We start from the raw sequence: 20,617 nt of genomic DNA on the forward strand, positions 1-20,617 counted from the left end.
CTCACTCCCCGCCGCGCAGTATGGAGTTGCCCTCGTGGAGCGGTCGGCGCTGGTCGGGCACGGCGGTGTCGAGCTGGAGGCGGCCGCTCTGTCCGTAGAAGGCGACGGGGTTGCGCCACAGGACCTGGTCGACGTCGTCCTCGGTGAACCCGGCCTTCAGCATGGCGTCGGCGACCTTGCGGGTCTTGAGCGGGTCGCTCTTCCCCCAATCGGCCGCGGAGTTGACGAGGATCTTCTCGGTGCCGTGGTTCCGGAGGATGGCGACCATCCGGTCCTCGTCCATCTTGGTGTCCGGGTAGATGGAGAACCCGGCCCAGCAGCCACTGTCAGTGGCGGCCTTTACGGTTGTCTCATTGAGGTGGTCGAGCAGGACGCGCTCCGGGGGGAGGTGCGATGCGCGGATGGCGTCGAGCGTGCGGTGCAGGCCGGCGAGCTTGTCGCGGTGCGGGGTGTGGACGAGGGCGGGCAGCCCGTGTTCGGCGGCGAGCCGGAGCTGGGCGGCGAGGGCGTGGTCCTCGGCCGGGGTCATCGAGTCGTAGCCGATCTCACCGACGGCGACGACGGAGTCCTTGACCAGATAGCGGGGCAGTGCGTCCAGGACGGGGGTGCAGCGGGGGTCGTTCGCCTCCTTGGGGTTGAGGGCGAGCGCGCAGTGGTGCGCGATGCCGTATTGGGAGGCGCGGAAGGGTTCCCAGCCGAGCAGCGCGTCGAAGTAGTCGAAGAAGCTGGCGGGTGAGGTGCGGGGCTGGCCGAGCCAGAAGGAGGGTTCGACGAGGGCGCGGACGCCTGCGTCGTACATCGCCTGATAGTCGTCCGTGGTCCGGGACGTCATGTGGATGTGGGGGTCGAAGATGCGCATCAGGACTCCTCCGTGGGGGCGGCGGGGGTGGTGAGGGCGAGGACGGTGCGCAGGTCTTCCGGGACCGTGCGGCCTGCGGCGGTGCGTTCGGCGGCGAAGTCACGGAGCATGCGGGCGAGTTCGGTGTCCTCATGGGCGCGTTCGCCGAGCCGGGCGACGGCCTCCACCGGCACCCCGGTGAACAGGCATTTCAGCACCGCGTGCCGCCAGGCGTGCGGGGCCAGGTGGGCGGCGGCGTAGGGGCCGACGGCCGCGGCGATCAGCCGGGTGTCGTTGGTGCGCAGGGCGTCGTCGACGAGCGGGAGAGCGGTGTCGCCGAGGTCGAGGAGGTGCAGGGTGAGCAGGACGGCGCGGCGTTCGGCGGCGGTGCCCTGTTCGTAGAGCCGGGTGACGTCCCGCAGCGAGGCGCGGGCCGCGACGAGGAGGAGGGAGCGTACGGAGTCGGCGTGCTCCGGTCCGCAGTGGCGGCCCGCCGCGGCATAGCTCAGCTCCCATGACGAGGGGGCGGAGGAGATGGAAGGGGTGGAGGAGGAGATGGAGGAGGCGGAGGAGGACGTGGCGTAGGGAGAGGGGGTGCGGGTGCTGGGGGCGGCCTCGGCGACGGCCTCCGCGAGCCAGGTGCGGGCGGTGTCGTCCAGTTCGGTGTCGAGTTCCTCGCGGGGCTTCAGCACGGGGCGGCTCCCTTCGTTTCGGCGTCGCCCGCCATGGCGTTGCGCAGGAAGTCGAAGGAGGTGCGGGCCAGTTCGGGGCCCGCGTGCGAGTGGCGGGGCAGTTCGACGACGGTGAGGCCCCGGTAGTCGGACGCGGCGAGAGCGGCGAGTACGGGCGGGAAGTCGATCTCCCCGTCACCGAACGGGAGGTGCTCGTGGACCCCGCGCCGCATGTCCTCGATCTGGACGTGCCGGAGCCAGGGGGCGGAGTCCCTGATGCACTCCACGGGGGTCGCCTCCTCCAGGCACTGGCAGTGACCGATGTCGAGCGTGAGGCCGAGGGGCCCTGGGTTCCCGAGGAGAGCCCGGAGGTGGTGGAAGTCGGCCAGGGTGGCGAGGAGGTGACCGGGTTCTGGTTCGACTGCGAGGGGGGTGCCGGACCGGTCGGCGGCTTCGAGAACGGGGGTGAGCGTTTCGGTCAGGCGTTTCCAGACGGTGCCCGTCGAGGTCTCCGGCGGGGTGCCCGTCGAGGTCTCCGGCGGGGTGTCCGGCGGGGTGATGCCGCTGAAGCAGTGGACGGCGTGCGCACCGAGTTCGGCTGCCACATCGAAGGCGCGGACGAGGAGCGCGGTGCGGGCGGCCCGGGCGTCGGGGTCCGGGTCGATGAGGGAGGGGCCGTGCTTGCGGCGCGGGTCGAGGACATAGCGGGCGCCGGTCTCGACAGTGACCCGCAGCCCGAGGGCGGTGAGCCTGCGCCGGACCTGCCGGGTGCGTTCGGCGAGGTCCGGGGCCATGGGGTCCAGGTGCATGTGGTCGAGCGTCAGCCCGACGCCCTCGTAGCCGAGGTCGGCGAGGAGCCCGAGGGCGTCGCCGAGGCGGAGGTCGGTGAGCCCGTTGGTGCCGTATCCGAGGTGGAGGGTCATGTGAGGCTCACCTTCCGGGCGAGGGTGCGGGCAAGGGGGACGAGCCCCATGACGACGAGACCGGTGACCGGGGACCCGGCGCGGGCGGCGAGCACGGCCTGGAGCGGGATCATGGCCCGGATGCCCCCGCCGACCGCCCGCTGGGTCAGGGGCGGGGACGGGTTGAGCGCGGCGTGCAGGAGGGGTGGTCCGGCGGTACGGAGGTAGACCCCGGTGAACGCGGGAACCAGGAGACGGAGGGAGGCGGTGGACCAGGTGGGTCGGCCTGGGCGGTGGTGCCCCGCTCCGGGGGATGGTGCCCTTGCGCCGGGGGCGGTTGCCCTTGCGCCGGGGGCGAATGCACTTGCGCCGGGGGAGGTTGTCCGCCTGCTGGGAGCAGTCGTTGCTGCCTCGGCGGTGGTTGCACTCGTGCCGGGTGGGTCGAGCGTCTGTCCCCGGGGCTCTCGCAGCACTGCCGCGGCGAGTGCCGTCGTGGTGGCCAGCACCGCGAGCGGTGCGCCGGTCGACCGACCCTGCGCTTCGTGGCGCGACACGGCGGTGACGCCGTAGGTGTGTGCGCCGAGCGCCAGGGCGGCGGGCAGGGCGGGCAGAGCGAGCAGGGATGTGGACAGGGCGCCGCGCGCCGGTGCCGGGATACCTGCCGCCGGTGCCGGAGCCGCCGTTACGGAGGTTCCTGCCACCGAGGACGCCGGTGCGGCAACGTTGTCGGGCCGACGACCGCGCCGACCGGATGCCGCCCCACCGGTCGCCCCCGTCGCCGTCGCCGCGGCCGTCGCGCCCAGCAGCAGGTCCAGGGAGCGGGCCGCCGCCATCGCCGCAGGGCCCGCCTTCGTGTGCTTCAGGTGGAGGTCGTAGGCCCAGACCGTGGCGGCCAGGCCCGTGGCGACGGTCAGCGCGGGGCGGCCCGCCCGTGCGGCCAGGGCCAGGCCCGCCGCCGTCAGCACTCCGGCCACGCCCAGTGCAGCGGCCGGGCTGACGCGGCCCGAGGGGATCGGGCGGTGCGGGCGGTCGACGGCGTCCTCGTCGCGGTCGGCCCAGTCGTTGAGGGCCATCCCCGCCTCGTACAGGCACAGCGAAGCGCCCACGGCGAGCGCGGTGGCCCGGCCGGGCCGGCGGCCCACCGCGGCCGCCCCGGCCAGCGCGTCACCGGGCACGGAGAACAGGGCGGAGACGCGGAGCAGTTCCGCCCATGCCCGTAGACGCGCGGGGCGCGGGGTCCGGCCCGGGTACGCTCCCCGACCGGCTGCGTGGTGAGCGCCGCTTCCGGGGCGTGCACCCGAGCCCCGGACCGCGGCGGCACCCCTGCCCCCAGCCCCCGGGCCTGAGGTCGAGGTCCCGCCCGGGCCCGGGCCACCGCCCCCTCCCCGGGCCCACGCCTCCGCACCCGGAGCGGCCGCCGTTTCCCCGCCTCCGCCCCGGCCTCCATGCCGGGACGCAGACGCGGACGCAGACGTATCGGCACCGCCTCTCCCGTTCAGGCCCGTGGGGGGCGTCCGGAGCCTGTCCGGTGCGGGCGCAGTCCCGCCCGTACCGGACAGGCCGTCTTCGGGCGCGGCGGACGTCCGGCCACCGCGTTGAGGGGTGGTCCGGAGTGCGGCCGCGAGGGCCGTCAGGCGCCGCCTCATGCCTGGTCCCGCAGCCGCTCGGCGAAGGCCAGCAAGGTGGCGTACTGCTCCGCCAGCGCGGCCGACGTGCCGCCGTCCGGATCCTTGAAGTAGAAACCCAGCTCCGGCAGGGGGCCGCTGATGCCGGTCTCGTGGGCGCGGGCGAGCAGCCTCGCCAGGTCCAGGACCAGGGGGGCCGCGAGCGCCGAGTCGCAGCCCTGCCAGATGGTCTGGAGGATCATGCGGGAGCCGAGGAAGCCGTCGAAGGCTATGTGGTCCCAGGCCGTCTTCCAGTCCCCCATCGCCGGTACGTCATCGATGTGGACCTCGCCCTCGGGGGCGTTGCCGAAGGTGTCGGCGAGGACGCGTTCCTTGCCCGCGTTCTTGGCGGCCGCGGCCGCCGGGTCGGCCAGCGCCGCCCCGTCCCCGCCGCCCAGCAGGTTCGACCCGGACCACGCCCGCACCGCGAGGGCGCGTTGGAGGAACATCGGGGCGAGTACGGACCGGAGCAGCGTCTGGCCGGTCTTGCCGTCGCGTCCGGCGTGGGGAAGTCGGCAGGAGGCGACGGTGTCGGTGAGCGCGGGGGTGCGCAGTCCGGTGGAGGGGGTGAAGTTGGCGTAGGCGCAGTCGGCCCTCAGGGCCGCTGCCGCGTACAGCGAACTGGCGGGCAGCCGGGGGGCGTCGGGGCCGGGAGCGGGTTCGGTGGAGGCGACGTTGATGACGACAGTGCGTGCCAGGTCGTGGCGGTGGGCGAAGTCGGTGAGGTCGGCGGCGAACGCGGCGATGAGCTCCCCGTCACCGCGGTGGTCACCGGGAAGCGGTCCGCCCGGGCGGATCTCGGCGTCGGCGGCGTCGAGTTCCGCGCGTACGGCGGACGGCAGCCCGTACGGGAGCACCCCGCCCTCGGCCAGCGCCTCGGCCCGCTTGGACAGCGGGCAGTCGAGGGTGTCGTGGCCGCCGAAGACCAGGCTGGTCAGGGGCGGCAGGCCGCTGTCGGCGAAGGGGGGCGTCTCGGTGACCATGCCGGTCGGCGGGTGGAGGCCCGCCGCGATGGCCGCGCACCCTGCGGTGGCGGTGGTGGCGACGGAGCCGCGTGCCCCGATGAACCAGACGCCGGTGCGACGTGGAGCGTCGGAACGGCCTGGCGCGTCGGAACGGCCTGGGGCGCCGGAGCGGCGTTCACGATCGGCGTGTGCGGTCACGGGCTGCCTCCCTGAGGGGGTCGGGGTGGAGGACAGCGGGCGGGGGGAAGGTGTGCGCGCTTCCCCCCGCCCGCCGTCGGCAGAGGCGGCCGCCCTACGTCGAGGGCAGCTCCTTCAGTTGGATGTTGCGGAACGACACCTGGTCGTCGGCCCCGTGGTTCTGGAGGCCTATGTAGCCGTCCTTCAGGCTGCGGACGGGGTCGGTGTTGGTGAAGTCGTTGATCTTCGTTCCGTTGAGGAAGATCCGCAGACGTTCGCCCTGGACCTTGATCTCGTAGCTGTTCCACTGCCCCGGCGGCCGCAGGACACGGTCACGGGCCTTGATATTGGCCGACTTGAACCCGTAGACGGCACCCGTGGTGCGGTCGGCCGCGTCGGTGGCGTCGATCTGGATCTCGTAGCCGTTGTTCACCGCCGACCAGGGGTCGTCCGACTCCGGGAAGCCCACGAAGACACCGGAGTTGTCGTCGCCCGCCATCTTCCAGTCGAGCTTGAGGGAGTAGGACTTCAGCTCCTTCGCCTGGTAGTAGAGCAGGCCCATGCCGCCCTCGGAGTGCAGGGCGCCGTCTTTGACGGCGAACTGCCCCGGGCCCGACTGCTTCCAGCCTTCCAGAGTCTTGCCGTTGAAGATGGTCCGGTAGCCCTTGTCCGGCTTGCAGTCGGCCTTGACCTGGCCGGTGGCGTAGCGCAGGCCGCCCAGCACGTGGCTGCGGAAGGCCGGTTCGGCGTAGGACTCCTTGGTGTGGCCGAGGCCGGTGTAGAAGGACCGGCCGCCCTGGTAGTTCTGGCACCAGGAGATCGGGTGGTCGCCCTTCATGTTGCCGCCGGTGTAGGTGGTCTCGTCCAGGGTGGCGAGGATCTTGGCCTTGTCCCGGGGATTGGTGCGGTAGTTGTACCACTCGTCGGTGCGCTCCCACTCCTCGTCCAGATGGGCGGTGGCGGGGTGGTCGTGGTCCTCGACGCGGACGGTGGCGGGCTGGATCCGCGGGTGGGAGTCGAAGTAGGCGCCGACGAGGCCACCGTAGAACTCCCAGTCGTACTCGGTGTCGGCGGCCGCGTGGATGCCGACGTATCCGCCGCCGGTGGAAACGTAGTTCTCGAACGCCTTCTGCTGCTCGGCGTTGAGGACGTCACCGGTGGTGGAGAGGAAGGCGACGGCGTCATAGCGGGCGAGGTTGCTGGTGGTGAACTGGGCGGCGGACTCGGTGGAGTCGACCGTGATGTTGGTGTCCTTGCCGATCTCCTTCAGGGCGGCGATGCCGTCCGGAATGGAGTCGTGGCGGAAGCCGGCGGTCTTGGAGAAGACCAGGACGCGCTTGGCCGTCTTGTCGACCGGAGTGTTCGACAGCTCGAAGTCGTCCACGTCGTAGAGGGCTCCGTCACCGCCCTTGAAGACGAGAAAGAGTTCCGTCTGCTTCTTCGGGGCTCCGCGCAACGGGATGTCGACGTCCTGGAAGGTGTCCCAGCTGCCGGTCACCGGGATCGGTCCCGAGCCGAGGATCTTCCCGGTGGGCGATCCGGTGCGCACTTCGAGGAAGCCGCCCGAACCGGCCGACGAGATACGGGCGGTGAGCTTGGTGGTGCCGCCGAGGACGTACGTCCTGAAGGAGATCCAGTCGTCGTTGTGGATGTCGCCGACGGTCCTGCCGCCGTGCGCGCTCTCCTTGCTCGGGGTGGTGACACCGTAGGAGTCGTCGTAGTGCTCTGCCTGCCGGTGCCTGGGCTGGAGCCGCGCCTGGTCCTTGCCGGTCAGCTCGGCCTGGCCGCCGCCTCCGTTGTCGGTGTACGAGGCCGAAATGCCGCCGTAGATATTGGCGTTCGGGTCGTGGCCGCCTTCCATGGCGGTCTTGATGGTGCCTTCGCAGCCGTGTTCGGTGGTGATGTCGTGGCCGTGACTGTCGTGGCCCAGGGTGAACTTGACCTCGACCTCGGTGCAGTCGATGGTCCCGTCCTCCGGGTCCCTGACGTTCACCTTGAAGGGCACGGAGTCACCGAACTCGAAGAGCTGCCCGTCCTCGGGGAGCACCAGCTCCACGGTCGGGGCGGTGTTGCCGACGGTCACGTGGACGCTGGCCGAGCCGGTGCGGCCGGTCGGGTCCTCGGCGGTGAGCGTCGCGACGTACGTGCCGTTCTTCTTGTACCTGTACGTGGGGTTGGCGGCGGTCGAGGTGCCGCCGTCGCCGAAGTCCCAGGAGTAGGTCAGCGCGTCGCCGTCGGCGTCCGATGTGCCCGCCGAGGAGAATCCCACCTTCAGCGGCGCGGTGCCCGACGTCTTGTTCGCCGAGGCCTCCGCGATGGGCGAGCGGCCTCCGGTGGCGTTCTCGATGCGGTAGAGCGCGGAGTTCTCGTCGCCGCCGAACCAGGCGAGGCCGTAGTCGAGGACGTACAGCGCCCCGTCCGGGCCGAAGGCCATGTCCATGATCTGCGTACCGGACCACGGCACGTCGTTGATGGACTGGACGGCGCCGTCGGCGTCCTGCTCGATGCGCTTGATCCACCTGCGGCCGAACTCACCGGCGAAGAAGTCGCCGTCGTAGGCCTCGGGGAACTTGACCGGGGAATCGAGGCCGGCGTCGTAGCGGTATACGGGACCGCCCATCGGGGACTCGGAGCCGGTGCCGAACTCGGGTACCGATCCGCCGTCGTACGGGATCCAGGCGGCCTCGGCCGGAGGCAGGTCGACGAGGCCGGTGTTGTGCGGCGACTCGTTCTTCGGTGCGGCGCAGTCGAAGGCCGCGCCGGATGTCCTGGTGGCGAAGTCGTAGTCCGTGTACGGCTCGTTCTCGCCCACGCAGTACGGCCAGCCGAAGTTGCCCGCCTTCGTCACCCGGGCGAACTCGACCTTCCCGGAGGGGCCGCGGTCCGGGTCGGCCGCGCCGGCGTCGGGGCCGTAGTCACCGACGTACACGATGCCGGTGGCCTGGTCGACGGAGAAGCGGAACGGGTTGCGGAAGCCCATCGCGTAGATCTCGGGGCGGGTCCTGTCCGTTCCGGGCTCGAAGAGGTTCCCCTCGGGAATGGTGTACGAGCCGTCTTCGGCGACCTTGATACGCAGGATCTTGCCGCGCAGGTCGTTGGTGTTGCCGGAGGTGCGCTGGGCGTCGAACGCCGGGTTGCGGTCGGGGCGTTCGTCGATCGGGGTGTAGCCGTCGGAGGCGAAGGGGTTGGTGTCGTCGCCGGTGGAGAGGTAGAGGTTGCCGTCCTTGTCGAAGTCGATGTCGCCGCCGACGTGGCAGCAGATGCCTCGCGAGGTGGGGACGTCGAGAACCTTCTTCTCGCTGGCGGTGTCGAGGGTGCCGTCCTCGTTCAGGACGAAGCGGGAGAGCCGGTTGACTCCGTCGAATCTCTCGAATTCGGCGGCGGTTCCGGTCTCGGGGGCGTCGCCGGGCGGGGTGTCCATCAGGGGTGCGTAGAAGAGGTAGACGGCACGGTTCTCGGCGAAGTCCGGGTCGACGCCGACGCCTTGGAGGCCTTCCTCGTCGTGGGTGTACACGGGGAGGGTGCCGGAGATGCGGGTGTTGCCCGCGCTGTCGGTGATCCGCAGCTCGCCGCCGCGCGAGGTGTGCAGCACGCTGCGGTCGGGGAGGACGGCCAGCGACATGGGCTCGCCGGTCTCCTCCACGCCCTTGGCGAGGGTGACTTGCTGGAAGTCCTCCGCCGCGGGCGCCTCGTGCCCGGGGTGGCCCGGGTGGGCGGTGGCGCCGGGCGCGGAGCCGAGGGCCAGGGTCGCGGCGGTGAGGAGTCCGCCGGTGAACAGCGCGAGCGATCTGCGTACGCGGGTCCGGGCAAGGAGACGCTGTCTGGTTCGGTGCACGAAAGGTCCTCCGGAGAGTGCCGGTTGTACGGGCGGGTTGGAGCCGTGCCGTGCCGCGCGGGGACTGCCGCGCGTGCCTCACCGGAGCCGGGAGCGACCCCGGTGACGCGAGTCATGTCGTGTACACGAGGTGGACGGTAGACCTGTTCGTCCATGACGGAAAGCCCTTGTGCAACAGCCAAGTCGAACTTCTGCTTCCGGCAGGACAAACGAGATTGCGGGCAGGGCGAGGCAGCCCCGGGAGGCCTTCATGAAAGCCTCGTTCCCCCCGGAACTGCCCTGCCTGCGGCGCTACTCGCCGCCGCCGAAGGCCGCGTCGAAGGTGGCGGACGGCGGGTCGAAGTCGAACCGTTTGAGGCTGGCAAGCGCTTCCGGCGCACCGGTCAGCCGGTCCATGCCCGCGTCCTCCCACTCCACGGAGACGGGGCCCTCGTAGCCGATGGACCGGAGCATCCGGAACACGTCCTCCCAGGGCACGTCGCCGTGCCCCGCCGAGACGAAGTCCCAGCCGCGCCGGGGGTCGCCCCAGGCCAGGTGCGAGCCCAGGCGGCCGTTGCGGCCGTCGAGGCGCTTGCGGGCCTCCTTGCAGTCCACGTGGTAGATCCGGTCCCGGAAGTCGTAGAGGAAGCCGACCGGGTCGAGGTCCTGCCAGACGAAGTGGCTCGGGTCGAAGTTCAACCCGAACGCGGGCCGGTGGTCCACCGCTTCGAGCGCCCGCACGGTGGTCCAGTAGTCGTACGCGATCTCGCTCGGGTGCACCTCGTGGGCGAAGCGCACGCCCTCCGCGTCGAAGACGTCCAGGATCGGGTTCCAGCGCTCCGCGAAGTCCTCGTAGCCCCGCTCGATCATGTGGGGCGGGACCGGCGGGAACATCGCGACGAGGTGCCAGATCGACGATCCGGTGAACCCGACCACCGTGTCGACCCCGAAGGCGGCGGCCGCCCGTGCGGTGTCGGCGATCTCGGCGGCGGCCCGCTGCCGTACGCCTTCGGCCTCGCCGTCGCCCCAGATGCGGGCGGGCAGGATGCCCTGGTGGCGTTCGTCGATCGGGCTGTCGCAGACCGCCTGGCCGACCAGGTGGTTGGAGACGGCGAAGCACTTCAGCCCGTACTTGTCGAGCAGTTGGTGCCTGCCGTCCAGGTAGCCGGGGTCCGCGAGGGCTTTGTCGACCTCGAAGTGATCTCCCCAGCAGGCGAGTTCGAGGCCGTCGTAGCCGAAGTCCCGGGCGTGGTGGCAGACCTCCTCCAGCGGGAGGTCGGCCCACTGGCCGGTGAACAGGGTGAAGGGTCGGGGCATGGGCGAGGACCTCCTAGGAGGGGACCGGGGTGTGTACGGAGTTCTTGGCGGCGCTCTCCTCGATGGCGGCGAGCACCCGCTGCACCTGGAGCCCGTCCGCGAACGAGGGCCGGGGTTCGGTGCCTTCGGTGATCGTGCGGATCACGTCGCGCGCCTGGTGGACGAAGGTGTGCTCGTAGCCGAGGCCGTGGCCCGGCGGCCACCAGGCCTCCAGGTAGGGGTGTTCGGGTTCGGTGACCAGGATGCGGCGGAAGCCGGCGGTGGCGGCGGGTTCGGTGTGGTCGTGGAAGGAGAGCTCGTTGAGCCGTTCCAGGTCGAAGGCGAGCGACCCCAGCTCCCCGTTGATCTCCAGCCGCAGCGCGTTCTTGCGTCCCGCCGCCATCCGGGTCGCCTCGAAGGAGGCCAGCGCCCCGGAGGCGAGACGGCCGGTGAAGACCGCCGCGTCGTCCACGGTCACGTCGCCCAGCTCCGTCGCGTCCGCGCCGCCGGAGAGACCGGCGACGGGCCCGGCGAGCAGCGGCCGCTCCCGCACGAAGGTCTCAGCCACGGCCGACACCCCGGTCAGCAGCTCCCCCGCCAGGTACTGGGCGAGGTCCACGATGTGCGCCCCCAGGTCGCCGAGCGCGCCCGAGCCCGCGCGTTCGCGCTGGAGCCGCCAGGTCAGCGGGGAGGCGGGGTCCACCAGCCAGTCCTGGAGGTAGCTGGCCCGTACGTGGCGCAGGGTGCCGAGGCGGCCGTCCGCGATGAGCTGCCTGGCGTACGTGATGGCGGGCACCTTGCGGTAGTTGAAGCCGACGATCGCCACCTGGCCGCGGGCCTTGGCCGCTTCGGCGGCGCGGACCATCTCCTCGGCCTCCGCGACGGTGTTGGCGAGCGGCTTCTCGCACAGCACGTGCTTGCCCGCCTCCAGGGCGGCGATGGCGATCTCCGCATGGCTGTCGCCGGGGGTGCAGATGTCGATGAGCTGGACATCGTCCCGGGCGATCAGCGCCCGCCAGTCGGTCTCGGCGGCCGCCCAGCCGTGCCGGGCGGCCGCGGCGTCGACCGCCGCACGGTCGCGTCCGCAGATCGCGGCGAGAGCGGGCCGCACCGGCAGGTCGAAGACGTGTCCCGCGGTGCGCCACCCCTGGGAGTGGGCGGCGCCCATGAACGCGTAACCGACCATGCCGACCCCGAGCGTTCCTGGCGCCTGCTGCGGCGGCGGTGCTGCGGCGGTCTGCGTTTCCGTCTCTTGACTACGGGCCATGCGGACTTCCTCCTCGTCGGTGTGCGGTAACGGGCCGGGGGACGCGCCGTCCGCATCCCCCGGAATCCCGGTCAGTTGAAGCCCGTCGGCAGGTACTGGTCGATGTTGTCCTTGGTGACCACGGCGGAGTACAGGGTCAGCGAGGTCGGGATCTCCATCTCGGAGAGGCCGCTGATGCCCTTGCTCTGGCCGAGGGCGCGCGCGAGGTCGATGGCGGAAGCGGCCATCGTCGGCGGGTAGAGGACGGTGGCCTTCAGGACTCCGTCGTCGGCCTTGATGGCTTCCATGGCGGACTTGACCCCGGCCCCGCCGACCATGATGAACTCGTCGCGGCCCGCCTGCTCGATGGCGCGCAGCGCTCCGACGCCCTGGTCGTCGTCGTGGTTCCACAGGGCGTCGAACTGCTTCTGCGCCTGAAGGAGTTGGGCCATCTTCGCCTGCCCCGACTCGACGGTGAAGTCGGCGGACTGACGGGCCACCAGCTCGATGTCGGGGTAGTTCTTGAGCGCGTCGGAGAAGCCCTGACTGCGCTGCTTGGTCAGCTCCAGGTTGTCGATCCCGGCGAGTTCGACGACCTTGGCGTTCGTCCTGCCCTTGAGCTGCTCGCCGATGTAGTGCCCGGCGTTGAGGCCCATGCCGTAGTTGTCGCCGCCGACCCAGCATCGGTAGGCCTGCGGGGAGGCGAAGATGCGGTCCAGGTTGACGACGGGGATGCCCGCCTTCATGGCCTCCAGGCCGACCTGGGTGAGGGCCTTGCCGTCGGCGGGGAGGATGACGAGGACGTCGACCTTCTTGTTGATGAGGGTCTTGACCTGGCCGATCTGGGCGGCGGTGTCGTTGGAGCCCTCGGTGATCTCCAGCGTCACCTCGGAGTACTTCTCCGCCCGGGACTTGGCGTTCACGTTGATGGCGTTGAGCCAGCCGTGGTCGGCCTGGGGTCCGGCGAAGCCGATGGTGACGGGCTTGCCCGGATTGTCGTCGGCCGCGGGCTGGCTGTTGCCCGCGGGCTCGGCGTTCTTCGGCTCGTTGCTGGTGCAGGCGGTGAGGAGGGCGCCCGTGGAGACGGCTGCGGCTCCGAACAGCAGCCCTCTGCGGCTGGTTTCTGGCATGGCGGTCTGCCCCTTCGTCCGGTGGGTGGGTACGGCGTGCGGGTGCGGGGAGGGTGCGGGGTGTGCCGGGGGTTTACACGGCTGCTCAGGTCTCGCCGCCGCGCAGGGTGCGGCGCTGGACGAGGACGGCGGCGACGATGATGGCGCCCTTGGCGATCTGCTGGACGTCGCTCTGGAGGTTGTTGAGCGCGAAGATGTTGGTGATCGTGGTGAAGACGAGGACGCCGAGGACGGACCCGACGATGGTGCCGCGGCCGCCGCTGAGCAGGGTCCCGCCGATGATCGCGGCGGCGATGGCGTCGAGTTCGTAGAGGTTGCCGTTGGTGTTCTGGCCGGATCCGGACAGCACGATCAGCATGAAGGCGGCGATGCCGCAGCAGAGGCCGGACAGGACGTAGAGGTAGAGGCGCTGCCGGCGGACGTCGATCCCGGCGAGCCGGGCGGCCTCCGCGTTGCCGCCGACGGCGACCGTGCGGCGGCCGAAGGTGGTGCGGTTGAGGATCAGCCAGCCGACGATCGTGACCACGGCGAACATGATGACGAGCGGCGGCACCCCGAGGATGTAGGAGTCGGGCAGGCCGAGGTTCAGGACCGGGTCGACGGTGACGATCTGGGTCTTGCCGTCCGTGATCTGGAGGGCGAGACCGCGGGCCGAGGCGAGCATGGCGAGCGTCGCGATGAACGGGACCATTCCGCCGTACGCGATGAGGACGCCGTTCACGAGTCCGGCGGCGACACCGACGATCACGGCGGTGAACGCGATGCCCGCGAAGCCGTACTCCTGGGTGGCCAGGGTCGTCGCCCAGACGGAGGCGAGGGCGACCATGGCTCCGACGGAGAGGTCGATGCCGCCGCTGGTGATGACGAAGGTCATGCCGACGGTGACGACCCCGATGACGGACGCCTGGGTCAGGATCAGCTGGAGGTTCCCGGTGTCCAGGAAGGCGTCCGGTTCGGTGATGCCGCCGACCAGGACGAGGGCGGCGAGCACGCCGAGCAGGGACAGGGTCCGGACGTCGAGCCGCAGGCCGAGGCCGGGCCGCTCGCCGCCCGTCTTCGACGGCGGCGGGCCGGCGGGACCGGTGAGGTCCCCCTTGTCCGGCCCGTTGTGCTGCGCCGACGGGGCGGGCTGTGTCATGGCGTCGGGCTCCCTTCCATCACGAGGTCGAGTACGCGGTGCTCGTCGAGCTCCCGGGCGGGGGCGGTGTGGACCACCTGTCCCTCCCGGAGCACCAGCACCCGGTCGGCGAGGCCCAGCACTTCGGGCACTTCGCTGGAGACGAGCAGGACGGCGAGGCCTTCGTCGGCCAGCCGGCGGATCACGGCGTAGAGCTCGGCGCGGGCGCCGACGTCGACGCCACGGGTCGGTTCGTCGAGCAGCAGGACCCGGCAGCCGCGCAGCAGCCAGCGGGCCAGGACAGCCTTCTGCTGGTTGCCGCCGGAGAGGGTCCGGACGGCGGCGTCCGGGTTGTCGGGCCGGAGCGAGAGTTCCCGGGTGGCCTGCCGGGCCGCCTTCCGTTCACCGCCCCGGTCGATCCAGCCGAGCCGGGCGAAGCGGGAGAGGGAGGAGACGGAGACGTTGCGGGTGACCGATTCGGTGAGCAGCAGGGCCTGCGCCTTGCGTTCCTCGGGGGCAAGCCCGATGCCCGCGGCTACGGCGGCGCGGACGCTGCCGGGGCGGAGCTCCTTGCCCGCGACGGTGACGGTCCCGGTGGTCGCCCGGCGGGCGCCGTAGATCGTCTCCAGGATCTCGGAGCGCCCCGAGCCGACGAGTCCGGCGAGGCCGACGATCTCACCCGGCCGCAGTTCCAGATCGACGGGGGCGAACTCCCCTTCACGGGACAGGCCTTGAACCAGCAGTACGGGATCCGCCGGGGGGCCGGCGGGCTCCTCGGGGCGCGGCGGGAAGACGTACGCGACGTCCCGGCCGGTCATCATGGCAACGATGTCGCGTGTGGGTGTGTCGGCGGCGGGCAGCCCGACGGCGACGGCCCGGCCGTCCTTGAGGACGGTGACCCGGTCGCCGATGCGGCGGATCTCCTCCAGCCGGTGCGAGATGTAGACGACGGCGACCCCGTCGGCGGTGAGGCCGTCGACGATCCGGAACAGGTTGTCGACCTCGTCGGGGTCGAGGGCGGCTGAGGGCTCGTCCATGACGATGAGCCGTACGTCGTGGGAGAGCGCCCGCGCCATGGAGACGATCTGCTGCTGGGCGGCCGAGAGGTCCCCGACCGGCCGGGCGGGGTCGATCTCCGGGTGGCCGAGGCGGGCGAGCAGCGCCCCCGCGGCCGAACGCCCCTCCCCCGTACGGACGATGAAGCCCGCACTGGTCGGTTCGTGGCCGAGGAAGACGTTCTCGGCCACCGACAGCCCTTCGACCAGGTCGAGTTCCTGGTAGATGGTGGCGATGCCCAGGCGCATGGCGGCGATCGGCGACCTGAGCTGGACGGTGTCGCCGCGCCAGGTGATCTCTCCGCCGTCGGGCTGGTGGGCTCCGGCAAGCACCTTGATGAGGGTGGACTTGCCCGCACCGTTCTGGCCGAGGAGGCAGTGGACCTCGCCGGCCTGGACCTCCAGGTCGACGCCGTCCAGGGCGCGTACGCCGGGGAAGGACTTGGTGATGCCGGACATGGTGAGCAGGGGTGGTTCTGGTGCCATGACGAATCCCCTCGGCGAATGGGGTCTCCCCTGCTCGGACGGGCCGAGGGGGCGGGGAGGGCCGGTGAGCGGACAGGGCGCGGGGCTGGAGGTGCCGTGGAGCCGACGGCACCGCGAACGGCTGCCGGCCGGTACCTGAGGAGCTGAGTACCTGATGCGTAGGGACGAATGCCTGACGAGTACCTGATGAAGACCTGGCGAGTGGCGGAACGGTGGTGCGTACGGCCCCGGGTCAGGCCGGTGAGAAGAGGTGGTCGCTGATGAGCCGGGCCGCGCCGGTCACTCCGGCGGCGGGCCCCAACTCGCCCAGCACGATGGGGAGATTGCCGGTGGCCAGGGGCAGCGACTGCTTGTAGACCTGGGTGCGGACACTGGCGAGGAGGTTGTGACCGAGGCCGGTGACCCCGCCGCCGATCACCACCAGACCGGGATTGAAGAAGCTGACGAGACCGGCGATGACCTGGCCGACCCGGTTTCCGCCTTCGCGGATCAGGTCGAGGGAGGCCGCGTCCCCGGCCGCCGCGGCGGCGGCCACATCGGCGGCGGTGAGTCGGCCCGCCGCCGCCAGCCGGACGGCGAGCTCGGGCGACCGCCCCTCCCGGGCCGCGTCCTCCGCGTCCCGGGCGAGGGCCGCACCGCTGAAGTGGGCTTCCAGGCAGCCCCGGTTGCCGCAGGCGCAGGCCCGGCCGTCCGGTGTCACCTGGATGTGCCCGATGTCGCCCGCGCTGCCCGTCGTACCGCGGTACACCTCGCCGCCGACGACGATGCCGCAGCCGATACCCGTGCCGATCTTGACGCAGAGGAAGTCGGCCACGGAGCGGGCGACGCCCGCGTGCTGCTCCCCCATCGCCATGAGGTTCACGTCGTTGTCGACCATGACGGGGCAGCCCAGCTCCTGGCTGAGCGCCTCACGGACCGGGAAGCCGTCCCAGCCGGGCATGATCGGCGGCGCGACCGGCACACCTTCGGGGAAGCGCACGGGGCCGGGGACTCCGATACCCGCGCCGTCGAAGCCGTCGGCGAGCCCGGAGGCCCGCAGTTTGGCGGCCATCGACAGCACCTGCTCGAAGACGGCCACAGGCCCCTCGCGCACGTCCATCGGATGGTTGAGGTGTCCCAGTACCTCCAGCTCCGCGTTGGTGACGGCCACATCGACCGAGGTCGCACCGATGTCGACCCCGAGGAAACGCAGTTCGGGAGCGAGCCGGACGTTGTGCGAGCGGCGTCCGCCACGGGATGCGGCGAGTCCGTCGGCCACCACCAGGCCGGTCTCCAGCAGCCGGTCCACCTCGACGGCGAGCTTCGAGCGCGAGAGGTCGACCTGATCACCCAGCTGGGCACGGGAGTTGGGGCCCCCGTCGCGCAGCAGCCGGAGCAGCCGCGCCTGATGCGCGTTCGCGGGCCGTGCCGTCATACGTCTCACGCGTCCCTCCCCGCCACATCGGCCAGTCCGTCGGGCTTTCGAGGGGAACGTAGCAGCGCTTTCCCGGGGTGGGAAGAAGTTGCGCAGGGATCAGCCCCGACTTTCTCCACGCCCAGGACAAAGGTGCTCCGGGGCGACGTGCGGAGTGACGCGGGGAGTGGCCTGAGGAGCGACGCGGGCAGCGCTCAGGGGCAGCGGATGACCTGTCCCGCGTACGAGAGGTTTCCGCCGAAGCCGAAGAGCAGGACGGGCGCGCCGGAGGCGACCTCGCCGCGCTCGACCAGCTTGGAGAGCGCCATCGGAATGGACGCGGCGGAGGTGTTGCCGGAGTCGACGACGTCCCGGGCGATGACCGCGTTGACCGCGCCGATCTTCCGGGCGACCGGCTCGATGATCCGCAGATTGGCCTGGTGCAGGACGACGGCTGCCAGGTCCTCCGGTGCGATGCCCGCCCTCTCGCAGACCTGCCGGGCGATCGGGGGCAGCTGGGTGGTGGCCCAGCGGTAGACGGACTGGCCCTCCTGCGCGAAGCGCGGCGGCGTCCCCTCGATCCGTACGGCGTTGCCCATCTCCGGCACCGATCCCCACAGCACCGGCCCGATCCCGGGGCCGCCCGGGGTGTCGGGGGCGCCCGGGTCGGCGGTGACGACCGCGGCGCCCGCTCCGTCGCCGAGCAGGACGCACGTGGAGCGGTCGGTCCAGTCCGCGATGTCTCCCATCTTGTCGGCGCCGATGACCAGCGCCCGGGTCGCCGCACCGGCCCGGATCGTGTGGTCGGCGGTGGCCAGCGCGTGGGTGAACCCGGAGCACACCACGTTGATGTCCATCACGGCGGGCGAGCCCATGCCGAGCCGTGCGGCGACCCGCGCCGACATGCTCGGGGACCGGTCGATGGCCGTGGAGGTGGCGACGAGGACCAGATCGATGTCCGAGGGCTGGAGACCGGCGGCGGCCAGCGCCTTGGCTCCCGCGTGCGCCGCCAGTTCGTCCACCGGCTCGTCGGGGCCTCCCACGTGCCGGGTCTTGATGCCGACCCGGCTCGTGATCCACTCGTCGCTCGTGTCGACCATGGCCGCCAGGTCGTCGTTGGTGAGCACCTTGGCGGGCTGATAGTGGCCGAGCGCCACGACACGTGAGCCGGTCATACGGGGTTCCCCTCGGGACGTAGGGCAGGAACCATCCAGTCTTGGTCGCTACCGTCCGGTACGAGGGCACGTGATCCCACAGGAATCCGGGCCGGACGTTGGAGCGTTGACAACTGCCTGGTCAACGTGCTGTGCGGGCGACGGCGACAGGCCGGTCGGTGTGTCGGACAATGGCGGGGTCAGGTTCCGGCTCCCGCACTCGGCACGGGGCCTCCGCACACGGACAGAATCGGGTTCAACTGTATGGGACGGGTCACCGAACGCCGCCGCACCCTCCGCATCCGGGACGGCGCCGTCTCCGTCCGCGCCGACACCCTGGTGGCGGAAGAGCCCCTGGAGATCCGGCTGAACGGCAGACCCCTGGCCATCACCATGCGGACGCCCGGCGACGACTTCGCGCTGGCCGTGGGGTTCCTGGTCAGCGAAGGAGTGATCGCCGAGGGGGACGAGGTGCGGTCGGTCGTCTACTGCGCCGGAGCCACGACGGACGGCGTCAACACGTACAACGTGGTGGATGTGAAGCTCGCGCCGGGCGTCGTGGTGCCCGACATCACGCTGGAGCGGAACGTCTACACGACGTCCTCGTGCGGCCTGTGCGGCAAGGCGAGCCTCGACGCGGTACGCACCACGACCCGCCACCCGGTCGCCGACGCTCCCCCGGTCCGCCTCTCTCCCGAGCTGCTGTCGGCCCTCCCGGACCGGCTGCGGGCCGCGCAGAAGGTGTTCGACCGGACGGGCGGGCTGCACGCGGCCGCCCTCTTCTCCGAGGAGGGCGAGCTGCTGGACGTACGGGAGGACGTCGGTCGGCACAACGCGGTCGACAAGCTGGTGGGCCGGGCGCTGACGGACTCCCGGCTGCCGCTGTCGCGCGCGGTGCTGCTGGTGTCCGGGCGGGCCTCGTTCGAGCTGGCGCAGAAAGCCGTGATGGCGGGCATTCCGGTGCTGGCGGCGGTCTCGGCGCCGTCGTCCCTGGCGGTGGACCTGGCGGCGGAGAGCGGCCTGACGCTGGTCGGCTTCCTGCGGGGGCCGTCGATGAACGTGTACGCGGGTGAGCACCGGATCGCGCTTGAGGCAGGGGCCCGGCAGGGGTGACGGCTCGGGCCCGGCAGGGGTGACGGCTCAGGCCCGCCCGACAGGGGGGAGGACTCGCGCGCCCGGCGGGAGTGACCGCTCGGCCGCCCTCACCGCATGCCGGAATCCGTGGTTCACTCCCCCGCGAACGACAGCCCCTCGGCGGCCAGCGCCTCGCGCAGCACCCGGATCGCCTTCGGGCCGACCCCGTGCAGCGCCAGCACCTCAGCGGCCGTCAGGGCGGTGAGCTGGGTGAGCCGGGTGCAACCCGCCGCGCGGAGGGCGCCGCGGGCCGGGTTGCCCGCGGCGTGCGGGAAGTCGTCGGCATCAGGCCGGCCGGGCATGGCGGTCCTCCGTATCGGCGGTGATCGGCGCTACCGGGTCACCGTAACCGCCGGGTCCGACAACGGCCCGGCGCCGGAGTCCTCGGAGGCCGCCGGGTCCTGCCCCTCCGGGTCGCGGGAGCGGCGTTTGGCGATCACCGCGCAGACCATCAGCTGCATCTGGTGGAAGAGCATCAGCGGCAGCACTGCCAGGCTCGCGTGCGCCCCGAACAGCACGCTCGCCATCGGCAGCCCGGCCGCCAGGCTCTTCTTCGATCCGGCGAACTGGATGGCGATCCGGTCCTCCCGGCCGAACCCGAGCCACCGCGCCCCGGACCAGGTCAGCGCGAGCATCAGGGCGAGCAGCACCGCCTCGGCGCCGAGCAGGGCGGCGAGGCGGGCCGGGGTGACCTGCTGCCAGACACCGGCCACCATGCCCTCGCTGAACGCGGTGTAGACGACGAGCAGGATCGAGCCACGGTCCACCAGGCCGAGAACCTTCTTGTGCCGGACGAGGTAACCGCCGATCCAGCGGCGCAGCAGCTGTCCGGCGAGGAACGGGACGAGCAGCTGGAGCACGATCTTCAGCAGGGAGTCCGCCGAGAACCCGCCGGCGGCCGAGCCGAGCAGCAGGGCGGCCAGCAGCGGGGTCACGAAGATCCCGGCGAGGCTGGAGAAGGACCCGGCACAGATCGCGGCGGGCACGTTGCCCCGGGCGATCGAGGTGAAGGCGATCGAGGACTGGATCGTGGAGGGCACCAGGCACAGGAAGAGGAAGCCCGCCTGGAGCTCCGGCGTCAGCACGTACGGCACCAGCCCCTTGCTCGCCAGCCCCAGCAGCGGAAAAGCGACGAACGTGCAGGCCAGGACCGTGAGGTGGAGCCGCCAGTGCCTCAGCCCGGCGAGCGCCTCAGCCGTCGAGAGCCGCGCCCCGTACAGGAAGAACAGCAGGGCGACCGCACCGGTGGAGGCACCGCCCGCCACGTCCGCGGCGGCGCCCCGGGCGGGCAGCAGCGCCGCGAGAACGACGGTGCCGATCAGCGCCAGGATGTACGCGTCGACGGGCAGCCAGGACGGCGGCTTCGGAAGGCGGCGGATCATGTGCTCGGGTGCTCCACGGGACGGTTCGTTCATCGGGCATCGGGCATCGGGCCATGCCGGGCTCCGGGAGCCCCGGCATGGCCCGGGCTCGGGGAAGCCGGGCCGTATCGGGCTCGGGAAGCCCGGCCGTACCAGGCACGGGGCACCCGGCCGTACCGGGCTCGGCGAGCCCTGCCGTACGAGGCTCCGGAGA

Annotated in this window: 16 protein-coding genes; 1 reads left to right on the plus strand and 15 read right to left on the minus strand. The window is 71.7% G+C overall.

Annotated elements, in window-relative coordinates:
* Position 1: 1 nt before the first annotated feature.
* The 13 genes from ACZ5WC_RS30960 to ACZ5WC_RS31020 all read right to left on the minus strand — a co-directional run bounded on the left by ACZ5WC_RS30960 (position 2) and on the right by ACZ5WC_RS31020 (position 17,929).
* The gene (locus ACZ5WC_RS30960; RefSeq protein WP_468543921.1) at positions 2-859 is read right to left on the minus strand and encodes a TatD family hydrolase; all 858 of its coding nucleotides are present in this window, start codon (positions 857-859) and stop codon (positions 2-4) included.
* On the minus strand, positions 859-1,530 hold the full coding sequence (locus ACZ5WC_RS30965) for an EboA domain-containing protein (RefSeq protein ID WP_468543922.1): 672 nt from the start codon (positions 1,528-1,530) through the stop codon (positions 859-861). The genes ACZ5WC_RS30960 and ACZ5WC_RS30965 overlap by 1 nt, the downstream gene beginning before the upstream one ends.
* Positions 1,524-2,432, minus strand: a complete 909-nt coding sequence (locus ACZ5WC_RS30970) for a sugar phosphate isomerase/epimerase family protein (protein ID WP_468543923.1) — start codon at positions 2,430-2,432, stop codon at positions 1,524-1,526. The genes ACZ5WC_RS30965 and ACZ5WC_RS30970 overlap by 7 nt, the downstream gene beginning before the upstream one ends.
* Entirely contained in the window at positions 2,429-3,586 is a 1,158-nt protein-coding gene (locus ACZ5WC_RS30975) for an SCO3242 family prenyltransferase (protein WP_468543924.1), read from the minus strand. Before ACZ5WC_RS30975 ends, ACZ5WC_RS30970 begins: the two co-directional genes overlap by 4 nt.
* A gap of 467 nt (positions 3,587-4,053) precedes the next feature.
* Complete coding sequence (locus tag ACZ5WC_RS30980; protein ID WP_468543925.1) at positions 4,054-5,238, minus strand: inositol-3-phosphate synthase; 1,185 nt, start codon at positions 5,236-5,238, stop codon at positions 4,054-4,056.
* 94 nt (positions 5,239-5,332) lie between these two features.
* Positions 5,333-9,052 carry a ThuA domain-containing protein gene (locus tag ACZ5WC_RS30985; RefSeq protein WP_468543926.1) on the minus strand — a complete coding sequence of 1,240 codons (3,720 nt, stop codon included), beginning with the start codon at positions 9,050-9,052 and terminating at the stop codon, positions 5,333-5,335.
* Positions 9,053-9,343: 291 nt separating this feature from the next.
* A complete protein-coding gene (locus tag ACZ5WC_RS30990; RefSeq protein WP_468543927.1) occupies positions 9,344-10,348 on the minus strand; it encodes a sugar phosphate isomerase/epimerase family protein in 1,005 nt (334 codons plus the stop codon).
* Between the two features lie 13 nt (positions 10,349-10,361).
* The gene (locus ACZ5WC_RS30995; RefSeq protein ID WP_468543928.1) at positions 10,362-11,594 is read right to left on the minus strand and encodes a Gfo/Idh/MocA family protein; all 1,233 of its coding nucleotides are present in this window, start codon (positions 11,592-11,594) and stop codon (positions 10,362-10,364) included.
* Positions 11,595-11,665: 71 nt separating this feature from the next.
* Positions 11,666-12,703, minus strand: a complete 1,038-nt coding sequence (locus tag ACZ5WC_RS31000) for a substrate-binding domain-containing protein (RefSeq protein WP_468543929.1) — start codon at positions 12,701-12,703, stop codon at positions 11,666-11,668.
* Positions 12,704-12,788: 85 nt separating this feature from the next.
* Positions 12,789-13,841, minus strand: coding sequence for an ABC transporter permease (locus tag ACZ5WC_RS31005; RefSeq protein WP_468543930.1), 1,053 nt, complete (start codon positions 13,839-13,841; stop codon positions 12,789-12,791).
* The gene (locus ACZ5WC_RS31010; protein ID WP_468543931.1) at positions 13,838-15,361 is read right to left on the minus strand and encodes a sugar ABC transporter ATP-binding protein; all 1,524 of its coding nucleotides are present in this window, start codon (positions 15,359-15,361) and stop codon (positions 13,838-13,840) included. Before ACZ5WC_RS31010 ends, ACZ5WC_RS31005 begins: the two co-directional genes overlap by 4 nt.
* 232 nt (positions 15,362-15,593) lie before the next feature.
* Positions 15,594-16,775 (minus strand): ROK family transcriptional regulator, encoded by a 1,182-nt coding sequence (locus ACZ5WC_RS31015; protein WP_096628268.1) that lies wholly within the window; start codon positions 16,773-16,775, stop codon positions 15,594-15,596.
* Between the two features lie 194 nt (positions 16,776-16,969).
* Positions 16,970-17,929, minus strand: coding sequence for a beta-ketoacyl-ACP synthase III (locus ACZ5WC_RS31020; protein WP_468543932.1), 960 nt, complete (start codon positions 17,927-17,929; stop codon positions 16,970-16,972).
* A gap of 243 nt (positions 17,930-18,172) precedes the next feature.
* On the opposite strand from ACZ5WC_RS31020, the gene fdhD reads away from it, so the two are divergent.
* The gene (gene fdhD / locus ACZ5WC_RS31025; RefSeq protein WP_468543933.1) at positions 18,173-19,021 is read left to right on the plus strand and encodes a formate dehydrogenase accessory sulfurtransferase FdhD; all 849 of its coding nucleotides are present in this window, start codon (positions 18,173-18,175) and stop codon (positions 19,019-19,021) included.
* 113 nt (positions 19,022-19,134) lie between these two features.
* On the opposite strand, the gene ACZ5WC_RS31030 is transcribed toward fdhD, so the two are convergent.
* Together ACZ5WC_RS31030 and ACZ5WC_RS31035 are read right to left on the minus strand one after the other, a co-directional pair.
* The gene (locus tag ACZ5WC_RS31030) at positions 19,135-19,344 is read right to left on the minus strand and encodes a helix-hairpin-helix domain-containing protein (protein ID WP_311122214.1); all 210 of its coding nucleotides are present in this window, start codon (positions 19,342-19,344) and stop codon (positions 19,135-19,137) included.
* Positions 19,345-19,374: 30 nt separating this feature from the next.
* Positions 19,375-20,424, minus strand: coding sequence for a bile acid:sodium symporter family protein (locus ACZ5WC_RS31035; RefSeq protein ID WP_468543934.1), 1,050 nt, complete (start codon positions 20,422-20,424; stop codon positions 19,375-19,377).
* Positions 20,425-20,617 lie beyond the last annotated feature (193 nt).

The sequence above is a fragment of the Streptomyces sp. NPDC033165 genome (genome assembly GCF_055577965.1).